Below are 24,857 nucleotides of genomic sequence, written 5' to 3'. Positions count from 1 at the left end.
GAACCCTTTTACGTAAAAAATCTGTAATAGTTACATTATTTATTATCTGGTTCAGGTTTTGGAAGCAATACTTTGCGTGAAAGTTTAAGTTTACCGGTTTTAGCGTCGATTTCAATTAACTTAACATCAATCTGATCGCCCACTTTTAATACACTTTCAACATCTTTCAGGCGGGTCCAATCTATTTCAGAAATATGCAGGAGACCATCTTTTCCGGGAAGTACTTCAACAAAAGCACCAAAGGTTGTAATGTTTTTTACAGTTCCGTGATAAACAGTTCCGATTTCAGGGATAGCCACAATTCGTTTTATTTTTTCGATAACAGCATCAATAGACGCTTTGTCAGCAGAAACAATATCAATTTTCCCAAATTCACCAACCTCTTCAATAACGATAGTTGATCCTGTTTCGCGCTGCATTTCCTGAATAACTTTTCCACCAGGACCAATTACGGCACCAATAAATTCTTTAGGAATTGTCATTTTAACGATACGGGGCACATGAGGCTTATAATCTTCACGAGGGGTTGTAATGGTTTTGGCAATTTCGTCAAGAATATGCATTCTACCGGCGCGTGCCTGGGCAAGAGCCTGAGAAAGCACTTCAAAAGAAAGTCCGTCAACTTTAATATCCATTTGGCATGCAGTAATACCATCGCGGGTACCGGTAACTTTAAAGTCCATGTCACCAAGATGATCCTCATCACCAAGAATATCACTTAAAACTGCAAAACGGCCGGTTTTTGAGTCTGAAATCAAACCCATGGCAATACCTGAAACCGGTTTTTTCAGTTTAACACCTGCATCCATCAGCGCCATGGTACCAGCACACACAGTGGCCATTGACGAAGAACCGTTAGATTCAAGGATGTCAGACACTACACGAATGGTGTATGGATTTTCATCCGGGCCGGGCAACATACTCTTAAGTGCGCGCATAGCAAGGTTTCCATGTCCGATTTCGCGACGGCTTGTACCCATCATTCTCTTTACTTCACCAGTTGAAAATGGCGGGAAATTATAGTGCAGCATGAAGTTTATTTTTTCTTCAATGACCACACCATCAATCAATTGTTCATCAAGTTTAGTTCCCAGGGTAACAGTGGTAAGGGACTGGGTTTCGCCGCGTGTAAAAATAGCAGACCCGTGAACTTTTGGCAAATAATCAACTTCGCACCAAATGGGGCGGATTTCATCCAGTTTGCGTCCATCAAGGCGCTGGCGCTTGTCAAGAATAACGTTCCTTACAGCCTCTTTTTCAACATCATGATAGTAGCGACTGATCATATAAGCCTTTTCTGCAGCTTCTTCTGCAGGCAATGAAGCAATAAACTCTTCTTTTACAGCTGCAAAAGCTTCAGAGCGTTCATGTTTTGAAGTAGGGTTGCTGGCAATTTCATAAACCTTGCTATAAGTAGCAGCTTTCACCTTCTCGCGCAACTCTTCATCATTAGTTTCGTGGTTATATTCACGTTTGGGGTTAGCCTTGGCCACCATTGCAGCCAGTTCAATTTGGGCCTGACACTGCAGTTTAATGGCTTCGTGAGCAAATTTCAGCGCGTCAATCATATCAGCTTCTGAAACTTCTTTCATTTCGCCTTCCACCATCATAATATTGTCCATTGAAGCTGCTACCATAATATCAATATCGGCAGAAGCCAGGGCGCTGATAGGCGGATTTACCACAAAAGCACCATTGATGCGGGCTACCCGTACTTCAGAGATCGGGCCATGGAAAGGAATGTCAGACACCGCAATTGCTGACGATGCTGCCAAACAAGCCAGTGCATCAGGTAAAATATCATTATCGGCAGAAATCAGGGTAATAATAACCTGAGTTTCTGCATGAAAATTATCCGGGAAAAGAGGACGTAAAGCTCTGTCGACAAGGCGCGCAATCAGTACTTCGTAATCTGAAGGGCGGGCCTCCCTTTTAAAGAAACCGCCGGGGAAGCGGCCTGATGAGGCATATTTCTCACGGTATTCAACCGAAAGTGGCATAAAATCAACATTCTCGGCTGCTTCTTTGCGTGATACTACAGTTGCCAGAAGCATGGTGTCGCCCATTCTGACGACGACGGAACCATCCGCCTGCTTGGCCAAACGGCCGGTTTCGATAGAAACGGTCCTTCCGTCTCCAATGTCAAAGGTTTTTACGATTCCTTGCATATCTAATATATTGAAAAAATGGTGGTTGTACCCACAGCGGAACATCCGCCTAAACGGGCACAAAATTACGCTAAAATTGAATAGGGTTGGTAAACACAAAAAAAATTAACCCATAAGGAAACAAAAAGAGGCAATTACAAAATTGCCTCTTTTAAAGTATCGGATGATACCAGAACTTATTTCCTGATATTCAATTTCTTGATGATTTCTCTGTAACGTTCGATGTCTTTTTCCTTCAGATAATCCAACAACCTTCTGCGTTTTCCTACCAATCTTACAAGTGAACGCTCGGTAACGAGATCATTCCTGTTGATCTTAAGGTGGCCCGTAAGATGCTGAATCCTGTGGGTGAACAGTGCAATCTGACCTTCTGCTGAGCCGGTATCACTGGCACTTTTGCCATGTGCACTAAAGATATTGGTTTTTACTTCTGGAGTTAAGTACATGTGAAAAAAATTTTAATAGCTTTTGTAACGGGCTGCAAAAATAGAACAATATTTTAATTTGCACAACCTTTTGCAAAAATTTTATTGCTTTTTTTCTGCAGCGAAAAGAAAATGACTTTAATACCAGCTAATCAGAGTTTTATAATTTTCCTGTTAGAATGGCTGTTCCTGTATTTTTTTTTGCAAAGATAATCATTTTAATAAAACCTTTATGGCATCAGACTTGTAATCTCTCTTTTTAGATTCTTCATCCCGCGGCATTTTCAGCAAAACGCATTCCTCAAGGCTAAACAGTCCTTTGATAGAATGATTATTGTATGATTATCCAAACGTTAAATCACTTTGTGGGAATCATAATCCTGCACCTTCAGGTATGAATTTTACAATCATCATTCCATCTCATTTAATTGATTTACATTAAAATGACCATTGCAAACTACCAATCAAAGCATTTGCTGTAACTGATTCGCCAGACCTGCCCCCAATGGAAAATATTTGTGATGTAAGTACTGCATCCACATCAGGTAAAAGCGACCATGTTATAGAAGGAGAGATAAAGAATGCATGAATATCAGGCAGGCTCATGACAGAGAGTGTTCCATTCAATAAAGGTGAAAACGGATAAGAAACAGAGGTGGTTAATGCATATTCCGAAAACATGATATTATCGGCAGATAAAGGACGATAGAGGTCTATAGCAGCATATTCCCCGGATTCAAATCCGCCATTATACAAAGCTTCAACTACCATGTACAATCCAACCTCAAACATATAATCACCCGACAGAGATACTATAACATTCGTCTTACGGCCCGTTTTTTCAATATCGGTAAATGTCCCGATTTCACCTTTAAAGCCAGCATTCAGAATATTACCTGCCCAACCCATTCCCAAGGACAGGCGGTTGTGATAATAACCTGTAATAAACTGAATATCAAATCCATTTCGATTGATGGCATATAAGAAAGCTCCTACTGCATCTTTGATATGATCAGCAGGCGCAAAAGCCATTTCAACATGCGACATCGTGCTCCTGTAATATTGTATTCTTAATGCATCAGCGCCCGGCCTTTCAGGGTAGTCAAAATCGAAAAATGAATATGTATTGAACAGATCATTAGGATTGCTCACCAGATTTATGCCCCAGTTTATGCGTTGCCGGCCCGCCCGGATTTGCCACTTACCGGCATTGTGCTCAAAGAAAAGGCGATCAGCCATCGTATGTATTACTGCTCTGCTGCCGCCCACCGGTGCAGCTGCCCCCAGGTTTATCCATCCATTGTTTTGCTGCAATGATTTCAGGATTTGACCAGTCCCCCATTCAGTATCTCCAAACATCAACCGGTTACGCATCTCAAGATGTATATTTGTTGAATTAGAGATATTGACGGCAAAATTCAAACGCAAGTTCAGAATATTGTTAAATGTAGTGGTTTTGTTATTGACAAACTGCAGATAAGGCAACTCCTTAACATATCCGTTGACGCTTACCACTTTTGTTGTGCTATCAACAACCTGGTTGTATGCAGGAACAGAAACAAAAAAGATATAAAGGATGAAGACAAAGAGATATTTAAGCAAATGGCGCAAAACTGACATACACCTGCAACACGTATTCCAATTGCGTTTCACTTTCATTTTTGTAATTTATCGTTCAAATCTCTCGTCATTTGCAATAGCCCCGTCAACAAGTGTAATAACTCTTCTGGCCTTGTCAATTACCCGCTGATCGTGAGTTGAAAACAAGAGGGTAATATGTTCATTCTTATTTAGCTCAAGCATGATATCAAGTAAATTGAAAGCCGATTGCGTGTCGAGATTTGCAGTTGGCTCATCGGCCAGAACAAATCGTGGATTTGAAGCCAGTGCACGTGCCACTGCCACCCTTTGCTGCTGGCCTCCCGAAAGTTGCTGAGGACGAACATCTGCTTTATCGGTTAGCCCAACCTGTTCGAGCAAGACCCTGGCCCGTTGTTCCATTTTATCTTTAGGATACTTTTGCAACAACATGATAAAAGAGATATTTTCAATGGCAGTAAGTACAGGAATGAGATTGTAAGACTGAAAAACAAAACCGATGTTCTTTAAGCGAAAATCAATCAGTTTGCTTTCTTTCATTGAAGTTATATCAGTTTCATCAATGAATATTTTCCCATCAGAAGGCTTGTCCAAGCCACCAAGCATATTGAGCAATGTGGTTTTTCCGCTTCCTGAAGGCCCGACAATGGCCGTAAATTCACCTTCCTCAACCTCGAGATTCACATTGTCAAGTGCTTTTACAGGCACCACTGTGTGATTATATATTTTCGTAAGATTGCGGGTGCTGATAATTTTCATCATTTCAGATTTTAGTGTACTTGAATTTTAATCTTTTCTGATTGCCTCGGAAGGTTTCAGTTTCAGCGCCTTGTATGCCGGATAAAGAGCTGACAGAATTGACGTTAGCAAAACAAGGATGACAATGTTTACAAAAAATTCGGGAAAGAGAGAAGGGTAAACAATGGCCTCATAGCCATAATCACTCAAAGAATCGCCTCCCACTGATGAAAAATCAATTCCTGTACGGCTGGTAAAAAAGATGGTAACTGCCGACAAAACTCCGCCGGCAACAGATCCGCTGACGGTCAGAAAAGTAGTTTCCAGCAAAATCATCAAAAAAACTTTTGTTTTGTTCATCCCGACAGCCATAAGCATGCCCAGTTCGCGCGTACGCTCAAATACTGTCATCAGCATGGTATTGAGTAATCCAAAAGCGAGTGCAAGCATGATAATTATCAGCAATACCATTAAAGTCACACCAGCCATTTCATTCATATACAACAGGTCAGGTGATATTTGCCCCCAGGTTTTTATATCCGAACCGGGAAATTTGCGCTGATACGTTGCTTTAAATCCATCAACGGCATTGATATCCTTTAAAAGAATGGCAATTTCGTTGATACTTTTTCCTCCGGTAAGATGTTGCAGATCGTTTTGCCTGACGTACAGCTGCAATTCGTCAAGCATAGAATGCACGGTCCTGTATATTCCTTCAACCCGAAAGGATGCACTTACAATTTCGCCATAAACATCAGTAAAAGTGAGTATAATTCGTGAACCGACGGTCAGTTTCATTTTTTCGGCAAGCTGTTGACCGATGATTACAGGATTTCTACCCTTATCTGACAAGAAATGTCCTTCAATCATTGCGGCGTTTAGCTGAGTAGTACGAGCCTCTTCCTGTGCATTTATGCCAAATATTTTCACACCTTTTGTAAGGGTAGCAGTGGCTATCATTCCGCTACAAAGCGTTCTGGCCGAAAAAGCTTTAACCAGGGTATCACTTAACAGATCATTTACTATTTGCTCACTATGTTGAACAGAGAATTTTATATTATCGTCCTTGATAAAATCAGGATTGTGAATCTGAATGTGTGAGATCTGCTTTTCAATTGAGTTTTCGAATCGCTGATTCATCATTCCTGCTGAAATTGAGGTGGCAAATATTCCGCCCCATAATCCAAAGGCAATAGCCAGCAAAATGGTGATGCTTCGCGACTTATTACGCCATACATTTCTCCATGAGATCGTTATGAGTGTTTTCATGGTTTATTTTTTTGAGGCATCCACAATGCGGAGTTTGAAAATTTTATAAACCGGATACATGCCGATTATAACTGCAATACCAAAAACAACCCATGCCTGGGTCATAAAAATTGCCGGATCGAGCGAAAAAGGCATGATGGGTTCAAAACCATACTGCAGAATCATTTCGGCCATCTCCCCTTCCAGCCTGATTGGATTATAATGATACCATAATACCACAGGCAAAGCCGATGCGGCACCGGCAACAGCCCCGATAAAGCTCATCAATAAGCTTTCGGACAAACATATCAATGCCAGTTGCTTCCGCTTCATGCCTAATGAAATTAACATTCCAAACTCTTTTGAACGTTCAACCATCATGGTAAGAACGGTTCCAAAAATGCCAAATGCTATGACAATATAAAGAATATAAATAATTACCATATTCCCCGCAACATCAAATTCCATCAAGCGCAGCAAATCCTTTAACATCACCTTCCAGGTAAGAACTTTATACCATTCTTTATCCACCGCTGATTCTATTTCTGCCGCAAGCTCTTCTGTATCTTCCGGATTTACAGGCATGACGATCAGTGAAGTTAACCTTTCTTCAGCTGAATAAAAGACCCTGGCTGCTTCAAGGGGCATGTAAACTGAACGGTTATTTAGCTCAGGAACACGTAATTTGATAATTCCCTTGACAGGAAATTTCCCGGCTGCCATCGTCCCCTGGTAGCCCTGACTAATCAGTACAAGTGTGTCGCCTGTTTTAACCTGAAGCATTCCGGCCAGGCCCTGAGCCACCAGAACAGCATTGTCTTCTGCATGGATAAAATCACCTTCAGTAATCAGGCCGGTGAGGTTATTAAACCTGTTTTCACTATCAGGATCAATGCCGGTAACTACAACACCCCTTGTTGTATTGTTTGTTGCTGCCAGCGCAAAACTTTGCATACGCGGAACGGTATAGGCTATTTTGCTGCTGAATGGTTTAAGCGAATGCTTCAATGCAGCATCGTATAGCATTGAATTGTCCATAGAAGGCTCATCTTCAAAAAGCACATCCTGAATCTGAAGATAACCGGTACTGTATTTTACCATATTGTCAATCATCAGCTCATACGATCCTTTTTGAAACGATTGGGCTGTAATGGCCATGATAACAGCAAAAAAAACAGAAGCCACGGTAATCAATGTTCTGCGCTTGTTACGCCAGAGATTACGCCATGCCAATATGAAAACAATTCTCATAATTTCTTCTCCTTTAATATTGACGAAGGATTTACCGGTGGCTATCGAAGCTTCTTTAGATTCTGAACTGAAAAAAAGCTGTCTTCAATTTTCGGATTAAAGTCAATTTTACTAACGGTAATGATGGTTTTGTTTCCTTTTTTATCGGCAGGAATCATTTCCATAACAGACGGCAATTCGCGCCCGCCAAGCATCGTAATTTTACTTTGAACAATGCTATTGGCTAACTCCATGCGTTCATCAAAGTTTTCGACTTTCAATTGCAAAAATTTGTCTTTACTAATCCACATCAACACTTTGCTATAAACTATGGCAGATTCAGGTTTTGGAATCAATTCAATTACAAAACAATCAATGCCGTTCAGCTTTTCGGAGGGAAGCAACCGATGGGTATAATCATCAAGCGTTGAACTCCCTCTTACCAAATCGTCGTTGGTAAAATCAGACCCCATCCATGACTGCGACATCATTGAAGGAGGCATTTTAACCATCCGATCAATGGAGGGCAAATAATTCCAGATTTCTTTCTTCCTCTTTAAAAAACCTGTTCCCTTATCCCTGGCAGGCGAAGTCACAAAAATGAGAGAAAAATCATCTCCCTTACTCCAGATTTTCATACTCATATCTCTGGTATAGCGCGGCCTGACTGTTGTCATTGTCATTTCCATGTAGGAAGCATCACCTTTCATATGATCTTCCATTCGTTTGATAATTTCGCGGGGCGTTTGCCCGAAAAGGCTGAAGGCCGACAGAAACATCAGCAATGTTAAAATTCGATTTTTATCGCAGCACATTATATATTTCATACTTGCAGGGAGGTTAAAAAAGAAAGAAGATTGTAAGTAACCAAAGAGAATCAAGTTATGCACATCACTGTTTATCTGCACATTAAACAAATTACTTGCCACAACCTGGCCTCCATTTTGCACAACTTACGTTCAAATGTCGACAAATTCTTCCACTTGACAAAATCCGTATACAAAAATTGAATCAACGATTCAGGTATCTAACAAATTCACTCAAATAAGTTTAAAATTACTGATTGCAAAATCATGGCATGAATAAATGACAAGTGAGGCGTTAGGATTGATTTTGGTACTAATTATAAGATAAACTAAATTATGCTCATTCCATGTTTTCCATATCTGATTATCAGGTGTAATTTCAATCGGAAACACACAAAATCAAATTATTTGAGGGTATATTAAATTAAGCAACATTAACAGTATGAGTTAATTCAGTCTTTATTTGAAGAATGCTTAAGCACCACCTTAAAGCCGTAAACCAAAGCAGGCAAGTCAAACAGGTAATATTAATTGAATAATTGGATATTGAACAGATCAGACTGAATATTTCTCTAACAAATTGTTTATGAGCACAAAACAGAACATGTTATATAAAATCATTGAGCAATGTTTTCCTGCATAATAAGTTTCGCAGCTTTTTCGCAAAGATTGAATACTACTTTCCTCATCCTGGCTTTGGCACTGAAGACGAGCTTGAAAAACCGGATACCGTGAGATGCGATTGGAAGGATGTTTCAGGCCCCATCATAATAACAATCTATTCCAATAACTCTGGCGATAACATTCTGGCCCGCAAGCTGCATTTTAGCTTTGAAAGCACTGGAACATCAACCCTGATGATGGAGGCCGGTACTGGTGTAAATCACCATATGAACCTGCCAAAAACAGCGATTTAGTTTCACTTGTTCTCTCAGGCCTGAATGGCAGACAGTCTGGCGTAATAATTAAACAAACAAGTAAAGTGAATGATGGCCTGATTTAAAACACTAATCAACAGTCTGTCATACTATTTTCCTATTCAAGCATATTGAACCCCTGACCTCCATTTTGTTTAATTAATCTTTTGATTATTTAAACAACCTTAAGGCAATTTTGTTAATACTGTTTAAATGAACAAAATCTCCTGGAAGTCAACTCCCGGTTTAAAAATAAAACAATGTCAACAAAAAATATCATCGTAATAGGAGCAGGTTTCTCAGGGTTATCAGCTGCAGCTACGCTGGCTGCTGCAGGGCACAAAGTAACAGTGCTTGAGAAAAATGCGATAGCGGGCGGGCGGGCCCGAAAATTCTCAGCAGAGGGTTATACCTTTGATATGGGGCCGAGTTGGTATTGGATGCCTGATATTTTTGAGGATTATTTTGCTTCATTTGGAAAAAAGGTTTCAGATTACTACAAATTGAACCGCATCAGTCCTTCATACAAAATCTATTTTGGCCCTGACGATGAAGTTGCTTTGCCAACTGAAACAGAAGAAATCTACAAATTATACGAATCTATCGAACCCGGCAGCTCGAAAGGGCTAAAGCAGTTTTTAAAAGAATCGGAGTATAAATACAGAATTGGAATCGGTGAATTTGTAAAGAAACCCAGTCACTCAGTTACCGAATACATGCACTGGAAAATAGCAGCGGCAGGCATTAAATTAAATCTGTTCAGCTCATTTGGTGCCTATACACGAAGATTTTTTAAAAGTGAAAAGATAAACCGAATGCTTGAATTTCCGGTTTTGTTTCTCGGCGGAACGGCCAAAACCACACCTGCGCTGTACAGCATGATGAATTACAGCGATATGATTCAGGGAACGTGGTACCCCGAAACCGGAATGTATGCCGTTGTGGAAGCTATGGAAAAACTTGCCCGCGAATTTGGTGTAGAATTTATTTATAACCAGGGTGTTACATCGCTAAACATCGAAAACAACCTGTTAAAATCAGTCAGTACTTTGCAAAATGAATTTCAGGCTGATTATGTAATCGCATCTGCCGATTATCATCATGTTGAACAGCATTTATTACCTGAAGCTTATCGCAGATATGATGATAAATACTGGGACAGCCGGGTACTTTCTCCTTCATCGCTGATCTTTTACCTTGGCTTTGATACCCGAATTACAAAGCTTGATCATCACACTTTGCTTTTTGATGAAGATTTTGAAGATCATGCCGATTCCATTTACAAGAAACCGGAGTGGCCAGAAAAACCATCGGTTTATATCAGTTGTACTTCGCGCACCGACAGCACCGTAGCGCCTGAGGGTCACGAAAACGTTATGGTACTTATTCCGGTTGCACCAGGGCTTACCGATACGGAAGAAACCCGTGAGCACTATCTTGACCTGGTAATCAAGCGCATGGAAAAATATACCGGCCAATCACTACGCGAACATATTGTTTTTAAAAGAAGTTATGCTCACTCGGATTTTGAAAAAGATTACAACGCATATAAAGGCAATGCTTATGGGCTGGCAAATACATTAATGCAGACCGCATTTCTAAAACCAAAAATGCGAAACCATAAGATTAAAAATTTGTTGTATGCAGGACAACTTACTGTCCCAGGACCCGGAGTTCCCCCGGCCATTATTTCAGGCCAAATTGCTGCACATGAAATCATTAAACTAAATTAAGCATCCATGAAAGATCTTTTCGATATGATTTCAAAGAAATCGAGCAAGCTTACCACCGTAACTTACTCAACCTCCTTTTCTATGGGCATTCGATTTTTCAGCCGCAGGTTTCACGATCCGATTTATGCCATTTACGGTTTTGTGAGGTTCGGTGATGAAATTGTGGATTCATTTCATGGTTTCGACAAAGCCAAGCTGCTTGAACGATTCAAAAACGACACCCGCCTGGCCATTGAAGAAAAAATAAGTCTCAATCCCATCCTGAATAACTTTCAATGGGCTGTGAATAAATACAACATTGAATGGGAACTGATAGAGAAGTTTCTGAACAGCATGGAAATGGACCTCAGAGATATTCATTATGATCAACCCGCATTTGAAGAATATATACTTGGCTCTGCCGAAGTTGTCGGGCTGATGTGTCTGAGGGTATTTTGTGAGGGCGATGAGGAGAAATATCAGAAGTTAAAAGGGCCGGCCATGCGGTTGGGTTCGGCTTTTCAGAAAATAAATTTCCTACGCGATCTGAAGGCTGATTACCAAGGGCTTGGCCGATCGTACTTCCCAAATATTGATTTAAGCAGATTTGACGATGAAGCAAAGCGAAAACTTGAAGATGACATTTCCATTGACTTTGCCGACGGGCTTGACGGAATCAGAAAACTGCCGCGCGGAGCCAGATTCGGAGTTTACATGGCCTATGTATATTTCTACAACCTGTTTTTGAAAATCAAACGGACGAAATCATCACAAATTATGAATGAAAGGGTTCGCATCCCCAACTCAACCAAATATAAACTTCTGGTAACATCATATATCAGACATCAGTTAAATATGTTTTAAAAATTATGTTACGTCCTGCCGTTATTCTCAGCTTCATTTTGATTGCCACGCTTTCAACCGCTCAAACAGTGAGCCTGAATCTTGCCCGTGAAACCTACTTTGGCATAGAGGCAGATGAATGCAATGCTCTGCGGCTAAGCGATAATTTTGCGAATAACCCGCCTAAAACAGCCCTGCTTCTAGCTTACTACGGAGCATCAACGGCAGCAGCACCGGCATGCCTGAGTAATCCGGCAAAGAAAATTTCCTATTTTCGCAAGGGAAAACAATTGCTCGCTGAAGCTGTAAAACTTGAGCCAGATAGTTTCGAAATCAGATTTCTAAGATTTGCAACCCAAAGTAAAACACCTTCATTTTTAGGCTATAACCAGCATATTGAAGAAGATAAACGTTTTTTACTTGCCAATCTATCGAAAGGACAGAAATCCGTTTCAAACGACAGAATTTTCAATAAAATGATAGAATTTTTAGTCGATTCGGACAAACTTACCAAAGCTGAGCAGAACACCATACGCCTGTCAAACCAAACCACATTGAAATAAAGATGGAAGAATACGTAATACTTGTTGATGAAAATGACTTCGAAACGGGCACTATGGAAAAAATGCAGGCTCATGTTGAAGCCAGACTACACCGTGCCTTTTCTGTTTTTATTTTCAACCAGGCCGGCAAACTGATGTTACAACAGCGGGCTTTTACCAAATATCATTCTCCCGGATTATGGACCAATACCTGTTGCAGTCATCCACGACCCGGCGAAAGCACTGCCGATGCTGCCCACCGAAGGATGATTGAGGAAATGGGATTTGATTGTGATTTTGAAGAAGTGTTTGGGTTTGTTTATAAGGCAAAATTTGACAATGACCTTACAGAACATGAGTTTGATCATGTATTTATAGGCAAATCAGATATTTTGCCAGAAATAAATACGGAAGAAGTTGCTTCATACCGCTTTGCTGATATGCATGAAATCAGACATGAAATGATTGAGAATCCCGAAAAATTCACCATCTGGTTCAGGATTGCCTTTGACCGGGTTGAGCAATATTTCAATCAAAAACTCAACAATCATACCGCCTGAAAAGAATGCATTTTTTAAACAAAACAAGAATCCGGGTTGTTTATTCAGTCACAAAAAAACGCATTCAACAATCTGAATAACTTAACAATAGCTTTCACACTATGGAAATAATTCTCAATGTACTTTTGGTGATTGCAGCGTTTCTGTTCATGGAATTCATGGCATGGTTTACCCACAAGTTTGTGATGCATGGATTTTTATGGGTATTGCATAAAGATCATCATATACGCGATGGCCGTAAATTAGAATGGAATGATGTTTTTGCCATTATATTTGCCATTCCGAGCATACTGCTTATTTATTTTGGGGTAACCAACCCCAACACGTACCTGCTAAGTTTAGGGTTAGGGATATTTTTATATGGATTCGCTTACTTTATGTTCCATGATGTATATGTACACCAGCGCATCCCGATTTTAAAAAACTTTTCGAACCGGTATCTGCGGGCAACTGTAAAAGCTCATCTCGAACATCACCATCCACATGCTCATTATAATTATGGATTTCTTGTTGCTCCGATGAAATACTATTTTGAAGAGTTTTCAAAAAAACACAAGTCAAAAGATGTAAAAACATCCTGAAATGTCCTACTACTTCTGGATTAATATCCTGTCTATCTCCATCCCCTTTATTGTAAGTTTCGACCACAGGTTAAAATTCTACAAACAATGGAAGTTTCTCCTCCCTGCTATGCTGGGAACCATGCTGATTTTTATCCCCTGGGATGTATACAAAACAGCTGCTGGTGTATGGGGTTTTAATGAACGGTACTTACAAGGGGTCAACATTTTCAACTTACCGGTTGAAGAATGGCTTTTCTTTATTGCCATTCCATATGCCTGCCTGTTTACTTATCATTCATTTGAATATCTGATTAAGCAGGACTATCTGGGCCGCTATGCCAAAGGCATTACCATTATACTTATAATTATACTGACGGTGGTGGCTCTGCTGAATCCTGAACGAACCTATACATTTGTGACATTTCTGGCTACAGCCTTATTTTTAAGCCTTCACCTTTTTGTATTCAAAACCAACTATCTTGGCCGCTTCTATTTCACTTTTGCGATCATACTGATTCCATTTTTCATAGTAAATGGAGCACTAACCGGCAGCTTTACACCTGAACCGGTAGTGTGGTACGACAACACCAGAAATCTTGGCATCAGGCTGGGCACCATACCCATTGAAGATTCGGTTTATGGCTTACTACTCCTGCTTATGAACACAAGCATTTACAAATGGCTTCAGGGCAGAACACTTATTTTAAAGAATCTTCCTTCCTGATGGCTCTGAAATCTGCACCTGATGGATTCTGGAACACTTTAAGCTCAAATTCAGGAATGCTGGCCAGAATATGGTCAAAAATATCAGATTGAATATCCTCATATTTAGCCCATTCCTGCACTTTGCTGAATACATAAATTTCGATAGGAATACCACTTTCGCGAGGTTGAAGCTGCCTCACCAGAAAGGTCATATCTGTTCTGATATCAGGATTATTTCGCAGATAAGCCGACAAGTAGGCCCTGAACACTCCAAGATTGGTTTGACGCCTCCCATTGACAATAATGGAATCATCAATGCCACTCTGCCGGTTAAAATCTGAAAGTTCCTTTTCTTTAAAATTGATATAATTTCGCAATAAATCAATCTTTCTGAACTTTTCAATCATTTGTGATGAGCAGAATTTTACACTGTTCACATCAATATTGACCGATCTTTTGATACGTCGTCCGCCCGATTCTTCCATTCCACGCCAGTTGATAAAACTTTCTGACACGAGAGAATAAGTGGGAATGGTAGTAATGGTTTTATCCCAGTTCTGAACCTTTACAGTAGTCAGCGAAATATCAGTAACTTCACCATCAGCACCTGATTTATCCATTACAATCCAATCGCCGGGGCGAACCATATCATTGGCCGAAATCTGAATGCCGGCTACCAGTCCTAAAATAGGATCGCGGAAAATTAATAGCAATACAGCTGAAAAAGCGCCCAGACCTCCCAGAAGAAAGACAGGTGATTTATCAAGCAACATAGAGATTACCACTATAATGCCCACAATAAACATTATAATTTTAAATACCTGCAGATATCCTTTAACCGGTTTTGATTTAGAAACTTCATAACCCTGATAAATGTCATACACAGCATTCAAAAAGGCATTGATAGTAAACAGTGTAACGAATATCATGTAGATTTGCGTCAGCCTTATTACCCAGTTCAGTGCATCAGGAAACTCATTGAGTGTAAAGGGCGACAAAAAATTGAGCAAAAACCCAGGAACCAGTAAAACGGCTTTATGAAAAACCCGGTTATCATACAATGCATCGTCCCATGTGGTTGAAGAGCGTTTGGTTATACGATGAACAACCCCGAGAACGATAAATTTTACAACATAATAGGTTAACACAATCAGAATAAACGCGATGATAAAATCAGTAATATCACGCATACCTGATGTGAAACTTTCGGAAAAGCCCCACTTTGTCAGCAATTCCTTTACTCTTAATCCAATTTGAAGTACAGTCATAATTACGGATTGATTTCTATTTCTGGTCCAATATACTTAACCCCTTTTTCATTCAGCCGGGCAATTTTGATAGGACGGTCGTGCCGGTACAACTGAAAATCATAAATTGTTTCGTAAGCATCCTGAGGAAGCAGCCTTGGATCAAGGTAATAATAATCAGTTGTATTAAAATCATCATACTGACGTTGCAGCAACTGCATTTTACCCAGCGTAATATAAAAAGAAGTTGCATGTTCAGTTTCTGAATTCTTATAGATGTGTAGTTTAGCGCTGCCTGTTATTGCAGCAGCCTTCAGTGCTCCATCTTTGTGAACCTGAAAATCATCATACCTCGGCGGAATTATAAACCAGTCGAATCCAATACGGAGCATAAGCATGGCTGCAGCAAAAATTATCATTCGCTGCTCTTTTACTTTCAAATAAATCCAGGTTAGCATGGCCATAACAGCAAACATAACCGAAGCCTTCAACCAGGCAAAATTTACGAAACCGGTTTGTTTAAGTATGGGCATGGGAATAGCTGCCATTGTCCCTAAAATCAAGACAGCCAATAAAAAACCTTCCACAACTTTACTCCATCGTCCTTTTGCAGCACGATCGAGAAAAAACATATACACAAGAATGGTAAATAAGGGTGGGAAAAGCATGAAAATATACCTGGGGTAAGATTCAGGAGATGTCCAGTAAATGATGATATTGTAAATGAACACCAAAAAATTAAACCTCAGAAACGGATGATCGTGCAGTGTTTTCCTGAAATCCTTCTTAAAAAAGAAAATCCATAACACCGACCAGGGGAAGAAATGATAAAACATCTCTAGCGGGAAAGTAAACAAATGACTTACAAACCGCTTCCACCCGTAGTTGATAATGGTTCGTTTTTCCGACTCACTGAATAATGTCACAAAAACATTGTCGAGTGAATTGTAGCGAAAATAAGCCAGGTAATATGAACCCACAATAAGAATAAACAACCCTATTCCGGCGAAGTGCCGCCACGAAAATAACTTCTTAAACTCCCTGTTGTAGCTAAAAAACACCAGCAGGGTAATGCCTTGAAATACCAATGATGGCAAGCCTTTCATCATAAATGTCAAGGCTGTAAGCAGGTAGGAAACAAGGAAAAGCGCCAGGTATTGCTTTCGGGAATGGAAATAATAAATCAGCATAAAAGCGCTGTAAACCAGCCATGAAAAAGTAATATCTATCAACCCCAAAAATGAATCCCAGAAAAGTATACGACCGGAAGTAATAAACAACATTGCCACCACAAACCCCTGCATATTTCCAAGGTGACGACGAACAAACTGAAAAATAGTAAGGCCAAACAGCAAAAGTGAAATAACCATTGGCAATCGCAGCGTAAACTCTGAATAGTTTCCGGCAAGCTTATAAAAAAGCACAATTATCCAATTGTAAAGCGGAGGTTTATTGAAGTAAAATTCGCCATTGATGGTAGGTGTGATATAATTTCCACTCACAATCATCTCCAGTGCAACAATGGCTCTGGTTGGCTCATCGGTAGGAAAGTTGATTGCCAGGAAGCCAAGATGCCACAATAAAGCGGGGAATAGCATGACAATGCTGAAAGCATAGAAAAACCAAGGATTTTTTCGAAAAAAATTTAAGAATTCTGTTAGCATAGTTTGAAGAAAATCTCGGTAAGGTAAATAAATTCTGTATTTTAGGTAAAGTTAAGAGAATCAGCCTCCGGCAAGTTTCACTTTGTATCCTTTTTTTAACAGAAAATCAAGAATTTTTTGCCGGCAGTCGCCCTGAACTAAAATTTCGCCATCGCCAGATGAGCCTCCTGCCGCACAAAGATTCTTTAGTTGCTTTGCCAAATCTGACAAATCAGCAGACGTGCCGACAAATCCGGTAACGACAGTAGCTTTTTTGCCGCCTTTCAGTTTTTTATCAAGCATCACCCTGAGGTTTTGCTGCTGCGGAGGCAAAGTCGCCTGTTCTTCTTCAGTATCAAACTTATAATTGTAATCCTGATTGGTGGAATATACCACTCCCCTGGCCTGATTTTTATTTTTATTGTTGCTATTTCCCATCAGAATGCAATTTTGGAACAATTACCCTCAAAGAAAGAGGGGCTACATCAATTCGTAACTCTTTATGAAGTTTTACCGGTTCACCGTCAACATTTACCACTTTATTTTTGTTGCGGACAAGTTGTACGCTTTTGGCCCTGATAATTTCAACAAAACCGGAATTATCAATCCGGCGCGTCAACAAAAGGCCCACCACCCGGGGCGCGTATAACAAAGGAACCTTCTTTACAATACAAACATCAACCAAGCCATCATCAATTCTGGCATCAGGAGAAATAATGGTATTGTAACCAAATTGATTGGTATTGGCAAAACTAACAAATAAAGCCTGCCTGACAAAGGCTTTCCCGTCAATAATCATTCGGTATTTTCGCGGGCGGTAATAATGATATTCTTTGGTAACAATTTTAAAATAGGAAAAAAAACCTCTGCGCGATACTTTAGAAAAGCGTTTGGCTACCAATGCATCAAACCCAACGCCGGCTATTGAAACGAAAAGGCTATCATTTAATCTTACAGTATCTATCAGTTGAGACTCTCCGGCATTTATAAGCTGTACACTCTGAACAATGTCAATCGGAATTTTCAGATGGCGGGCAAGTCCATTTCCTGAACCTGCCGGAATCAAAGCCAGGGTTGAAGAGCTGCCAATCATTCCTTTTACTACCTGATTAACAGTGCCATCACCACCTACAGCTGCAATGATATCAACTCCTGCAACAGCAGCAGCATGGCTCAGTTCTTTGGCATGTTCGGCTGAATCTGAAAATTGAATTTCCCAATCAAAAACATGAGGATTAAGTTCAGCTGAAGCAATATCAGCAAGCAATGCTTTTCGCGACTGGTTAACCCCCGAAACAGGGTTTACAATAAAGAGCACACGCTTTTTCTGATTTGCCATTCCTGTCTGCTACACTTGATTTTTTTGATGAATTGATGGTGCAAAAGTACAAATTAAGCCGTAGAAAGGAGTAAAATCATGCCTGGCAAGGTGAATGATGGTAAATTCAGGATGCTATTCGCATAAAAAAAGCCGCCTGAAAGGCAGCTTTTTTTATCGTAGTCTAAGAAACTTATTTTTCCATTACAACATCAATTTTCATCTTATCGCCTTTGGTGTAGAGACTTACGATTTTGATGAGTCCCAGCTTATTGCTCTGGGTTTTGAACAAAAATACATCTCCAACCTCAAGTTGGTTCATTTTTGTCGTTTGCTGATTTACGTCAAAACTTGGGAACTGGAAGTTTCCACCAATTGCATCAAATTGAGCAGCTGAATAAGTTGATGGGTTAAAACGGGTTTGGTTTTGATTTGTCCATTGTCCAAGCTTAAGATCGGTAATGGTATTGGCATCAACATCATCAGGAGAAGCAATGGTATTGGCATTGGTTACACCTTTAAAGAACAAAAAGTCAATTTTAGCCTGGTTAGCAGGTACGGTTGCAGTCTGGGTAACAGTATAAGCAATACCTTCTGCTGTAGAGAAAAAGCTACCAATTGCATCATTCGATGAACCTAATTCAATATTGGTATACTTAACGGTTTCAGGACCTTCAACTGTAATATTGAACCCCTTTTCAGCTTTCATTCCACCTTTATCTGTAAGTTCGAATGAAAGTCTGCCGGTACCTACTCCTGAAAAATCAAGTTCTGTTTCCCAATTGAAAGAATCAGCATTCAGGGTGGTATCTAACAATGTTGTGGGAACATTATTGGCCGTGTATTTGAATACAAATCTAGTAAGTTTATTGCCAGAAACACTGCTTTTACCACCTACTACACCTACTTTAATGGTAGTTCCAATTTGGATGGTTGCATCGTCGGATGTATAACCTGCACCGCCTTTAATGGTTAGTGATGGCCCCGGATCGGTTTCTTCACTATCTTTTGTGCAAGAACTTACCATAACGGCTGCACTCATAAATAATGCTGCAATAAAAAAATTCCATTTTCTCATGTCTTTTGATTTTTGGGTTTCTAATGGTTGGTTTATTGATTTCTGCCAGGCAGAAGTAATTTTGATTTATCTCAATGCTATTGCAAAAACTATTCCGTTTTTAAAAGCTGCTATTAAACCAGCGAAAGATTGTTTTGTTCAGCTTTTCAGTAAAAAGAACGATGCAAGGGATTTGAATACAAAAATACACAAAAAGTATTCATTTTTCTATCATTGTTTAGCGATTCATGTGTATTCTGGCAATTACCCTTCAAAATCAAGAGGCACAATTATTTAAATATACAATAAACATAAAAACCCCAGGCATTCACCAACACACAGTTTATCAGCCACATAACTTTAAGTAAATTGCTCTGACTTTTCAAATACATACATTTTTACATGTCAGCATATTTTTAATAAATGTCAGCTTCAATACAACACTTTAATTGATTGCACACTAAATAACCGTACCGTTAATTTTACCAAAACGAATCAGGCATTCATTAAACATTTAATTTCCCGCATTTTAACGAGAATTACCGAATACCAAAAGGTATCTTTACATTAAAGTTGACATTGTGGTGCAACATCTTTAAATTTGGTAAATAATTATTTCAATACAACTATTAAACTCTGCCAGGCATTCAAAAAAAAGGAAACATCTTTAAACTATAAAACCGGAGGATGATGTGACAAACACAGCAACAACAGGCAACAAAGGAAAAGGAGTCAGGTCAGATTGTCATGTCACGCTCGAATTAATGACAGTTGGTGGCATTGACATTCAAGTAAACAGTAAAGTAATGGCTCTTTACGGCAAATCCATTATCGGGCTTTGCGAAAAGATCTTCCAACATTATGAAATAAAGCACGCGCGGCTTTTACTTGAAGATTCAGGAGCGCTTGAGCTGGTTATAGCTGCCAGGCTCGAAGCGGCCATCAGGCAGTTAACAGGCTCTGAAAAGGAATACCTTCCTGCTTTTTTGCCTCAAAACAATTATGAAACAAGCAAGGAACAGGATCGGTTTTCAAGGCTTTATCTTCCGGGCAACAGCCCAAGCCTGATGATCAATGCCGGCATTCACAAGCCCAATGGCATAATTCTCGACCTGGAAGATGCTGTTGCTGTTCAAAAAAAACCTGAAGCCCGTTTACTTGTCAGAAATGCGCTGAGAGGACTTGATTTTTATGGAGCTGAAAGGATGGTCAGAATCAACCAGATACCTGAAGGGCTTCAGGATCTTGATTACATTGTTCCCCACAATGTGAATCTGATTCTCGTGCCAAAGTGTGAAAGTGCTCATCAAATAGAACTGGTTAATCAACGGATTGATGCATTAAAACAACAGCACGGAATCAAAAGCCATATATGGCTGATGCCCATTATAGAAAGTGCTCTTGGCGTGCTAAAAGCACTTGAAATTGCCAATTGTCAAAATGTAGTTGCTTTGGCCATTGGCCTTGAAGACTATACAGCAGACCTTGGTACCCGCCGCACCAACGAAGGATCAGAATCGTTTTTTGCCCGCAGTATGATAGTGAATGCATGTAAAGCGACAGGTATTCAGGCCATCGACTCTGTTTTTTCAGATATTGCTGATATGGAAGCTCTCGGTCAAACGGTGCAACGTTCAAAAGCGATGGGATTTGATGGAATGGGATGCATACATCCGCGGCAAATAAAGGTAATTCACGATAATTTCGCTCCAGATGAAGCAGAAATCGAGAAGGCCAAAAAAATTGTCAGTGCGTTTATCGATGCTACCGAACAAGGCCTGGGCGTTGTTTCACTGGGCACTAAAATGATTGACCCTCCTGTTGTAAAAAGAGCGCAACAAACCATCACACGCGCCATAAAAATGGGCAAACTGCCGGTTGACTGGCGCAATGAATTTACTACTGGCTGAAAAACTTGAATAATCATTAACCGGGTTAAAAAGAAAATCATGTCAAAATACGGTAATCTAACAACCAACGCAGTGGGAAGGATTGTTCCACAAATCATCAATGGTAAGGAATCAACTCCATATCAGGGTGTTGGAAAATTCAGACCATCAGGCAGAAAATACGCTCCACCCATTAGTTCGTGTGCCGATTACCCCGAAGACGGAAACAAAGTCATCTCTTCCTTACGTGAAGCGCTTATCAGGTGCGGCCTGAAAGACGGGATGACCATATCCACGCATCATCATTTTCGCAATGGCGACCTGGTTGGAAACCAGATTTTTGATGCCGCTGCTGAACTGGGCGTTAAAAACCTGACATGGGCGCCTTCTGCTTCATTTGAATGCCACAGTCCATTAATCAGATATCTTGAAGATGGCACCATTCATCATATTGAAGGAAGCATGAATGGCGCGCTTGGCAAATTCACATCAGAAGGCAAAATGCAGGGAATGGGAATTTTGCGTTCTCATGGAGGGCGCTACCAGGCCATTCAGGATGGTGATCTCCACATCGATATTGCTGTAATTGCGGCGCCGACAGCCGATATGTTTGGCAATGCAACCGGCGACCGCGGCACCGCAGCCTGCGGATTGCTCGGGTTTGCCCTGGCCGATTCACAGTATGCCGATAAAGTTATCGTTGTCACCGACAATCTTGTGCCTTTTCCTTGTGTTCCCTGGCAAATTCACGGCAATTATGTTGATTTTGTGGTTGTACTAAGCCAAATAGGCATCCCTGAAAAAATCATTTCAGGAACCACTGAAATTACCAAAAGCCCCGACAGGCTGCTGTTGGCAGAATTAACCGCCCGGTTTTGTGATGAAGCAGGCATTATTCGCAATGGATTTTCATTTCAGGCCGGTGCAGGCGGAACAGCTCTTTCTATCGGGATATATTTTGCTGAAATGTTGCGCAAACGAGGCATGAAAGCCCGTTTTGCCCGCGGAGGAAGCAATAAATACCTGGTTCAGATGCTTGAAGAAGGCCTGGTTGATTACATTCTTGATGGACAAACTTTTGACCTGGAAGGCGTAAGATCTATGCGCGAAAACAACAATCACCTGAATACAAGCCCTTTCACAAGCTACAACTATCATGGCAAAGGCAACTTTGCATCAATGGTTGATGTGGTTATTCTGGGCGCTACTGAAGTTGATGTCAATTTTAACGCCAACGTTGTTACACATTCTGATGGTCTTTTACTTCATGGAATAGGCGGTTGGATGAATTGCCTGTTTTCAAAATGCGTCATTCTGCCAATTCCGCTTTTCCGCGACAGAATGCCTGTTATACGTGATGAAGTAACTACGATTTGTGGCCCTGGCGAACTGATTGATGTTATTGTAACAGAAAGAGGAATTGCCATCAATCCATTGCGTACTGATCTCCTTGACAGACTAAAAGGATCGGCTTTACCCATAAAAACCATTCATCAGCTCAAGGAAGAGGCCGAACGCATCTGCGGAAAACCATCACTGCCAGTGCTTGACGATGAATTTATTGCAGCTATTAAATGGGTAGACGGTACGGTGATTGATGCGGTGAGAAAAGTGATTAGCTGAAAATCACTATCACTATAAATCTATCAGGCCTGTACAAACTTGTGCAGGCTTTTTTTGTTTTTAATCACGAAGACACCTGACAGATAAAACTATACGAGATGAAAATTGCAAATACTATTAGCCAATTGATAGGCAACACGCCTCTGCTCAGGCTAAACAGGCTCGGGCAAGAGTACAAGGCAAATATCCTGGTAAAACTTGAATCCAATAATCCTTCATTTTCAGTCAAGGATCGGCTTGCGCTGGCATTAATTGAAAATGCGGAAGAAAAAAAACTTATCGGGCCAGAAACAGTCATTATTGAACCAACCAGTGGAAACACCGGAATCGGTTTGGCCATGATTTGCGCCGAAAGAGGTTATAAACTCATCATCACCATGCCAGAGAGTGCAAGTATAGAGCGCCGCAGTATCATAAAAGCATTTGGAGCTGAAATTGTGCTTACTTCAGCAGAATCAGGCATGAAAGGCGCCATTGCCAGGGCACATGAACTTAAGGATTTCCATGGAAATGCCTATATTCCATATCAGTTTATCAATACGGCCAACCCTCAGATGCACCGCCGCACCACCGGCCCTGAAATATGGAACGATACAGAAGGCAGCATAGATATTTTTGTAGCAGGAGTCGGAACCGGTGGAACCATTACAGGCGTTGCTGAAATGCTGAAGACTAAAAAATCATCCATAAAAGCATATGCAGTTGAACCAGCAGACTCCCCAGTGCTATCGGGAGGGTTACCTGGAAAACACAAAATCCAGGGAATAGGCGCCGGATTTATACCAGATATCCTCAACAAAGACATCCTTGATGGTGTAATAACTGTAAGCACTGAAGATGCGATGTTAACAGCCCGGAGACTGATGCGGGAAGAAGGTATTCTTTGTGGAATATCTTCAGGTGCTAATGTTTGGTCGGCTATTCAACTGGCCTCAAAACCCGAGAACAAAGGAAAAACCATCGTAACCATTGTTTGCGATACAGGAGAAAGATATCTGAGTACTGATTTGTTTAAAATCGACTGAAATATGAATCACTCAAATCCTTCATTCAGCAACATTGTTGAAACATTGAGCAACCTTCAAAATGAGGCCAGCCTGTTTCATCTTCCGCATCCTGAAACTTCCTTACCATCTACCGGGGAGCTCAAGCAAATCATTTCAATCCTTAAAGAAATACTTTTTCCCGGGTATTTTGAGGAAGTAAATCCGGAAGAAAACACCTACAAGGCTGCTCTGACAATTAAATTAACGCTATTGAAAAAAAAGCTGTCGGAACAGATAAACGTAGGATTTTGTTTTTTCTGCAAGAAAAGCGATTTGGATTGCAGTTCATGTAAAGAACGCTCGGAAAGGATAGCAGAAAAGTTCATAGACACCTTACCCAAAATCAGACACAGCCTTGCTTCCGATGCTTTGGCAGCCTATACCGGCGATCCAGCTGCAAAACATATCAGTGAAACCATTCTGTGCTACCCAAGTCTCACTGTCTTAACACATTACCGTATTGCACATGAACTGATAAAGCTTGACATTCCATTGATTCCACGCATGATTTCTGAAATGGCTCATGCCGAAACCGGTATTGACATACATCCGGGTGCTGAAATCGGCGATAGTTTCTTTATTGATCACGGGACAGGTGTCGTAATTGGCGAAACATCGGTCATCGGTAAAAATGTAAGAATTTACCAGGGCGTTACCCTTGGCGCAAAAAGTTTTCCACTTGACGGGAATGGGAAACCCGTAAAAGGAATTCCCAGACACCCTGTAATTGAAGACGATGTAATTATTTACGCCAATTCAACTATCCTGGGAAGAATCACTATAGGAAAGGGAGCCGTTATAGGAGGGAATATCTGGGTTAGCCATGATATAGGTGCCGGAGAAACAATCACACAATCATCTGCCATAGGTAAAAAGCCCGCTTCCAACACATAAAAAGGAATCACAAATTTTCGCCAACACCCACTATACACCTACATTTCAACACTTTAACTTTATAACATAACAGATATTCTATAA

The 24,857-nt window shown here is 40.5% G+C and carries 24 protein-coding genes; 12 read left to right on the top strand and 12 right to left on the bottom strand.

What is annotated here, in order from left to right:
- Nucleotides 1-35: 35 nt before the first annotated feature.
- From pnp to H6541_00845, 7 genes are all read right to left on the bottom strand, one after another.
- Complete coding sequence (gene pnp, locus H6541_00875; protein MCB9014327.1) at nt 36-2,168, bottom strand: polyribonucleotide nucleotidyltransferase; 2,133 nt, start codon at nt 2,166-2,168, stop codon at nt 36-38.
- Between the two features lie 176 nt (nt 2,169-2,344).
- Nucleotides 2,345-2,614: a 30S ribosomal protein S15 gene (gene rpsO / locus H6541_00870; GenBank protein MCB9014326.1), complete on the bottom strand. Its 270-nt coding sequence runs from the start codon at nt 2,612-2,614 to the stop codon at nt 2,345-2,347.
- Nucleotides 2,615-3,031: 417 nt separating this feature from the next.
- Nucleotides 3,032-4,252, bottom strand: coding sequence for a hypothetical protein (locus H6541_00865; GenBank protein ID MCB9014325.1), 1,221 nt, complete (start codon nt 4,250-4,252; stop codon nt 3,032-3,034).
- A 9-nt stretch (nt 4,253-4,261) separates the two neighbouring features.
- On the bottom strand, nt 4,262-4,951 hold the full coding sequence (locus tag H6541_00860) for an ABC transporter ATP-binding protein (GenBank protein MCB9014324.1): 690 nt from the start codon (nt 4,949-4,951) through the stop codon (nt 4,262-4,264).
- A gap of 27 nt (nt 4,952-4,978) precedes the next feature.
- Nucleotides 4,979-6,199 (bottom strand): ABC transporter permease, encoded by a 1,221-nt coding sequence (locus tag H6541_00855; protein MCB9014323.1) that lies wholly within the window; start codon nt 6,197-6,199, stop codon nt 4,979-4,981.
- Between the two features lie 3 nt (nt 6,200-6,202).
- Nucleotides 6,203-7,429 carry an ABC transporter permease gene (locus H6541_00850; protein ID MCB9014322.1) on the bottom strand — a complete coding sequence of 409 codons (1,227 nt, stop codon included), beginning with the start codon at nt 7,427-7,429 and terminating at the stop codon, nt 6,203-6,205.
- Between the two features lie 41 nt (nt 7,430-7,470).
- Nucleotides 7,471-8,118, bottom strand: a complete 648-nt coding sequence (locus H6541_00845; GenBank protein MCB9014321.1) for an outer membrane lipoprotein-sorting protein — start codon at nt 8,116-8,118, stop codon at nt 7,471-7,473.
- Between the two features lie 716 nt (nt 8,119-8,834).
- Here H6541_00845 and H6541_00840 point away from each other — a divergent pair.
- From H6541_00840 to H6541_00810, 7 genes are all read left to right on the top strand, one after another.
- The gene (locus tag H6541_00840; protein ID MCB9014320.1) at nt 8,835-9,131 is read left to right on the top strand and encodes a hypothetical protein; all 297 of its coding nucleotides are present in this window, start codon (nt 8,835-8,837) and stop codon (nt 9,129-9,131) included.
- A 260-nt stretch (nt 9,132-9,391) separates the two neighbouring features.
- Entirely contained in the window at nt 9,392-10,864 is a 1,473-nt protein-coding gene (gene crtI, locus H6541_00835; GenBank protein ID MCB9014319.1) for a phytoene desaturase, read from the top strand.
- Nucleotides 10,865-10,870: 6 nt separating this feature from the next.
- On the top strand, nt 10,871-11,707 hold the full coding sequence (locus H6541_00830) for a phytoene/squalene synthase family protein (GenBank protein MCB9014318.1): 837 nt from the start codon (nt 10,871-10,873) through the stop codon (nt 11,705-11,707).
- A 5-nt stretch (nt 11,708-11,712) separates the two neighbouring features.
- Nucleotides 11,713-12,249, top strand: a complete 537-nt coding sequence (locus H6541_00825) for a hypothetical protein (GenBank protein MCB9014317.1) — start codon at nt 11,713-11,715, stop codon at nt 12,247-12,249.
- A 2-nt stretch (nt 12,250-12,251) separates the two neighbouring features.
- On the top strand, nt 12,252-12,788 hold the full coding sequence (gene idi / locus H6541_00820; protein MCB9014316.1) for an isopentenyl-diphosphate Delta-isomerase: 537 nt from the start codon (nt 12,252-12,254) through the stop codon (nt 12,786-12,788).
- 107 nt (nt 12,789-12,895) lie between these two features.
- Nucleotides 12,896-13,369, top strand: a complete 474-nt coding sequence (locus tag H6541_00815) for a sterol desaturase family protein (protein MCB9014315.1) — start codon at nt 12,896-12,898, stop codon at nt 13,367-13,369.
- A 1-nt stretch (nt 13,370) separates the two neighbouring features.
- Nucleotides 13,371-14,075, top strand: a complete 705-nt coding sequence (locus tag H6541_00810; protein MCB9014314.1) for a lycopene cyclase domain-containing protein — start codon at nt 13,371-13,373, stop codon at nt 14,073-14,075.
- Here the strand turns inward: H6541_00810 and H6541_00805 are convergent.
- From H6541_00805 to H6541_00785, 5 genes are all read right to left on the bottom strand, one after another.
- Nucleotides 14,050-15,324 (bottom strand): mechanosensitive ion channel, encoded by a 1,275-nt coding sequence (locus H6541_00805; GenBank protein ID MCB9014313.1) that lies wholly within the window; start codon nt 15,322-15,324, stop codon nt 14,050-14,052. The genes H6541_00810 and H6541_00805 overlap by 26 nt on opposite strands.
- Before the next feature lie 2 nt (nt 15,325-15,326).
- Nucleotides 15,327-16,901, bottom strand: coding sequence for a glycosyltransferase family 39 protein (locus tag H6541_00800; GenBank protein ID MCB9014312.1), 1,575 nt, complete (start codon nt 16,899-16,901; stop codon nt 15,327-15,329).
- Nucleotides 16,902-17,027: 126 nt separating this feature from the next.
- Nucleotides 17,028-17,384, bottom strand: a complete 357-nt coding sequence (locus H6541_00795; protein ID MCB9014311.1) for a translation initiation factor — start codon at nt 17,382-17,384, stop codon at nt 17,028-17,030.
- Entirely contained in the window at nt 17,374-18,285 is a 912-nt protein-coding gene (locus H6541_00790) for a YegS/Rv2252/BmrU family lipid kinase (protein ID MCB9014310.1), read from the bottom strand. The genes H6541_00795 and H6541_00790 overlap by 11 nt, the downstream gene beginning before the upstream one ends.
- Before the next feature lie 172 nt (nt 18,286-18,457).
- Nucleotides 18,458-19,342 (bottom strand): hypothetical protein, encoded by an 885-nt coding sequence (locus H6541_00785; protein MCB9014309.1) that lies wholly within the window; start codon nt 19,340-19,342, stop codon nt 18,458-18,460.
- Here H6541_00785 and H6541_00780 point away from each other — a divergent pair.
- The 5 genes from H6541_00780 to H6541_00760 all read left to right on the top strand — a co-directional run bounded on the left by H6541_00780 (nt 19,341) and on the right by H6541_00760 (nt 24,773).
- Nucleotides 19,341-19,619, top strand: coding sequence for a hypothetical protein (locus H6541_00780; protein MCB9014308.1), 279 nt, complete (start codon nt 19,341-19,343; stop codon nt 19,617-19,619). The genes H6541_00785 and H6541_00780 overlap by 2 nt on opposite strands.
- A 394-nt stretch (nt 19,620-20,013) precedes the next feature.
- On the top strand, nt 20,014-21,231 hold the full coding sequence (locus H6541_00775; protein ID MCB9014307.1) for an HpcH/HpaI aldolase/citrate lyase family protein: 1,218 nt from the start codon (nt 20,014-20,016) through the stop codon (nt 21,229-21,231).
- Between the two features lie 39 nt (nt 21,232-21,270).
- Nucleotides 21,271-22,833 carry a citrate lyase subunit alpha gene (locus tag H6541_00770; protein ID MCB9014306.1) on the top strand — a complete coding sequence of 521 codons (1,563 nt, stop codon included), beginning with the start codon at nt 21,271-21,273 and terminating at the stop codon, nt 22,831-22,833.
- A 98-nt stretch (nt 22,834-22,931) separates the two neighbouring features.
- The gene (gene cysK, locus H6541_00765) at nt 22,932-23,858 is read left to right on the top strand and encodes a cysteine synthase A (GenBank protein ID MCB9014305.1); all 927 of its coding nucleotides are present in this window, start codon (nt 22,932-22,934) and stop codon (nt 23,856-23,858) included.
- A gap of 3 nt (nt 23,859-23,861) precedes the next feature.
- Nucleotides 23,862-24,773, top strand: coding sequence for a serine acetyltransferase (locus H6541_00760; protein MCB9014304.1), 912 nt, complete (start codon nt 23,862-23,864; stop codon nt 24,771-24,773).
- Nucleotides 24,774-24,857 lie beyond the last annotated feature (84 nt).

Source organism: Lentimicrobiaceae bacterium, from assembly GCA_020636745.1.
Classification (GTDB): domain Bacteria; phylum Bacteroidota; class Bacteroidia; order Bacteroidales; family Lentimicrobiaceae; genus Lentimicrobium.
This window is presented reverse-complemented; position numbering and strand designations above follow the sequence as displayed.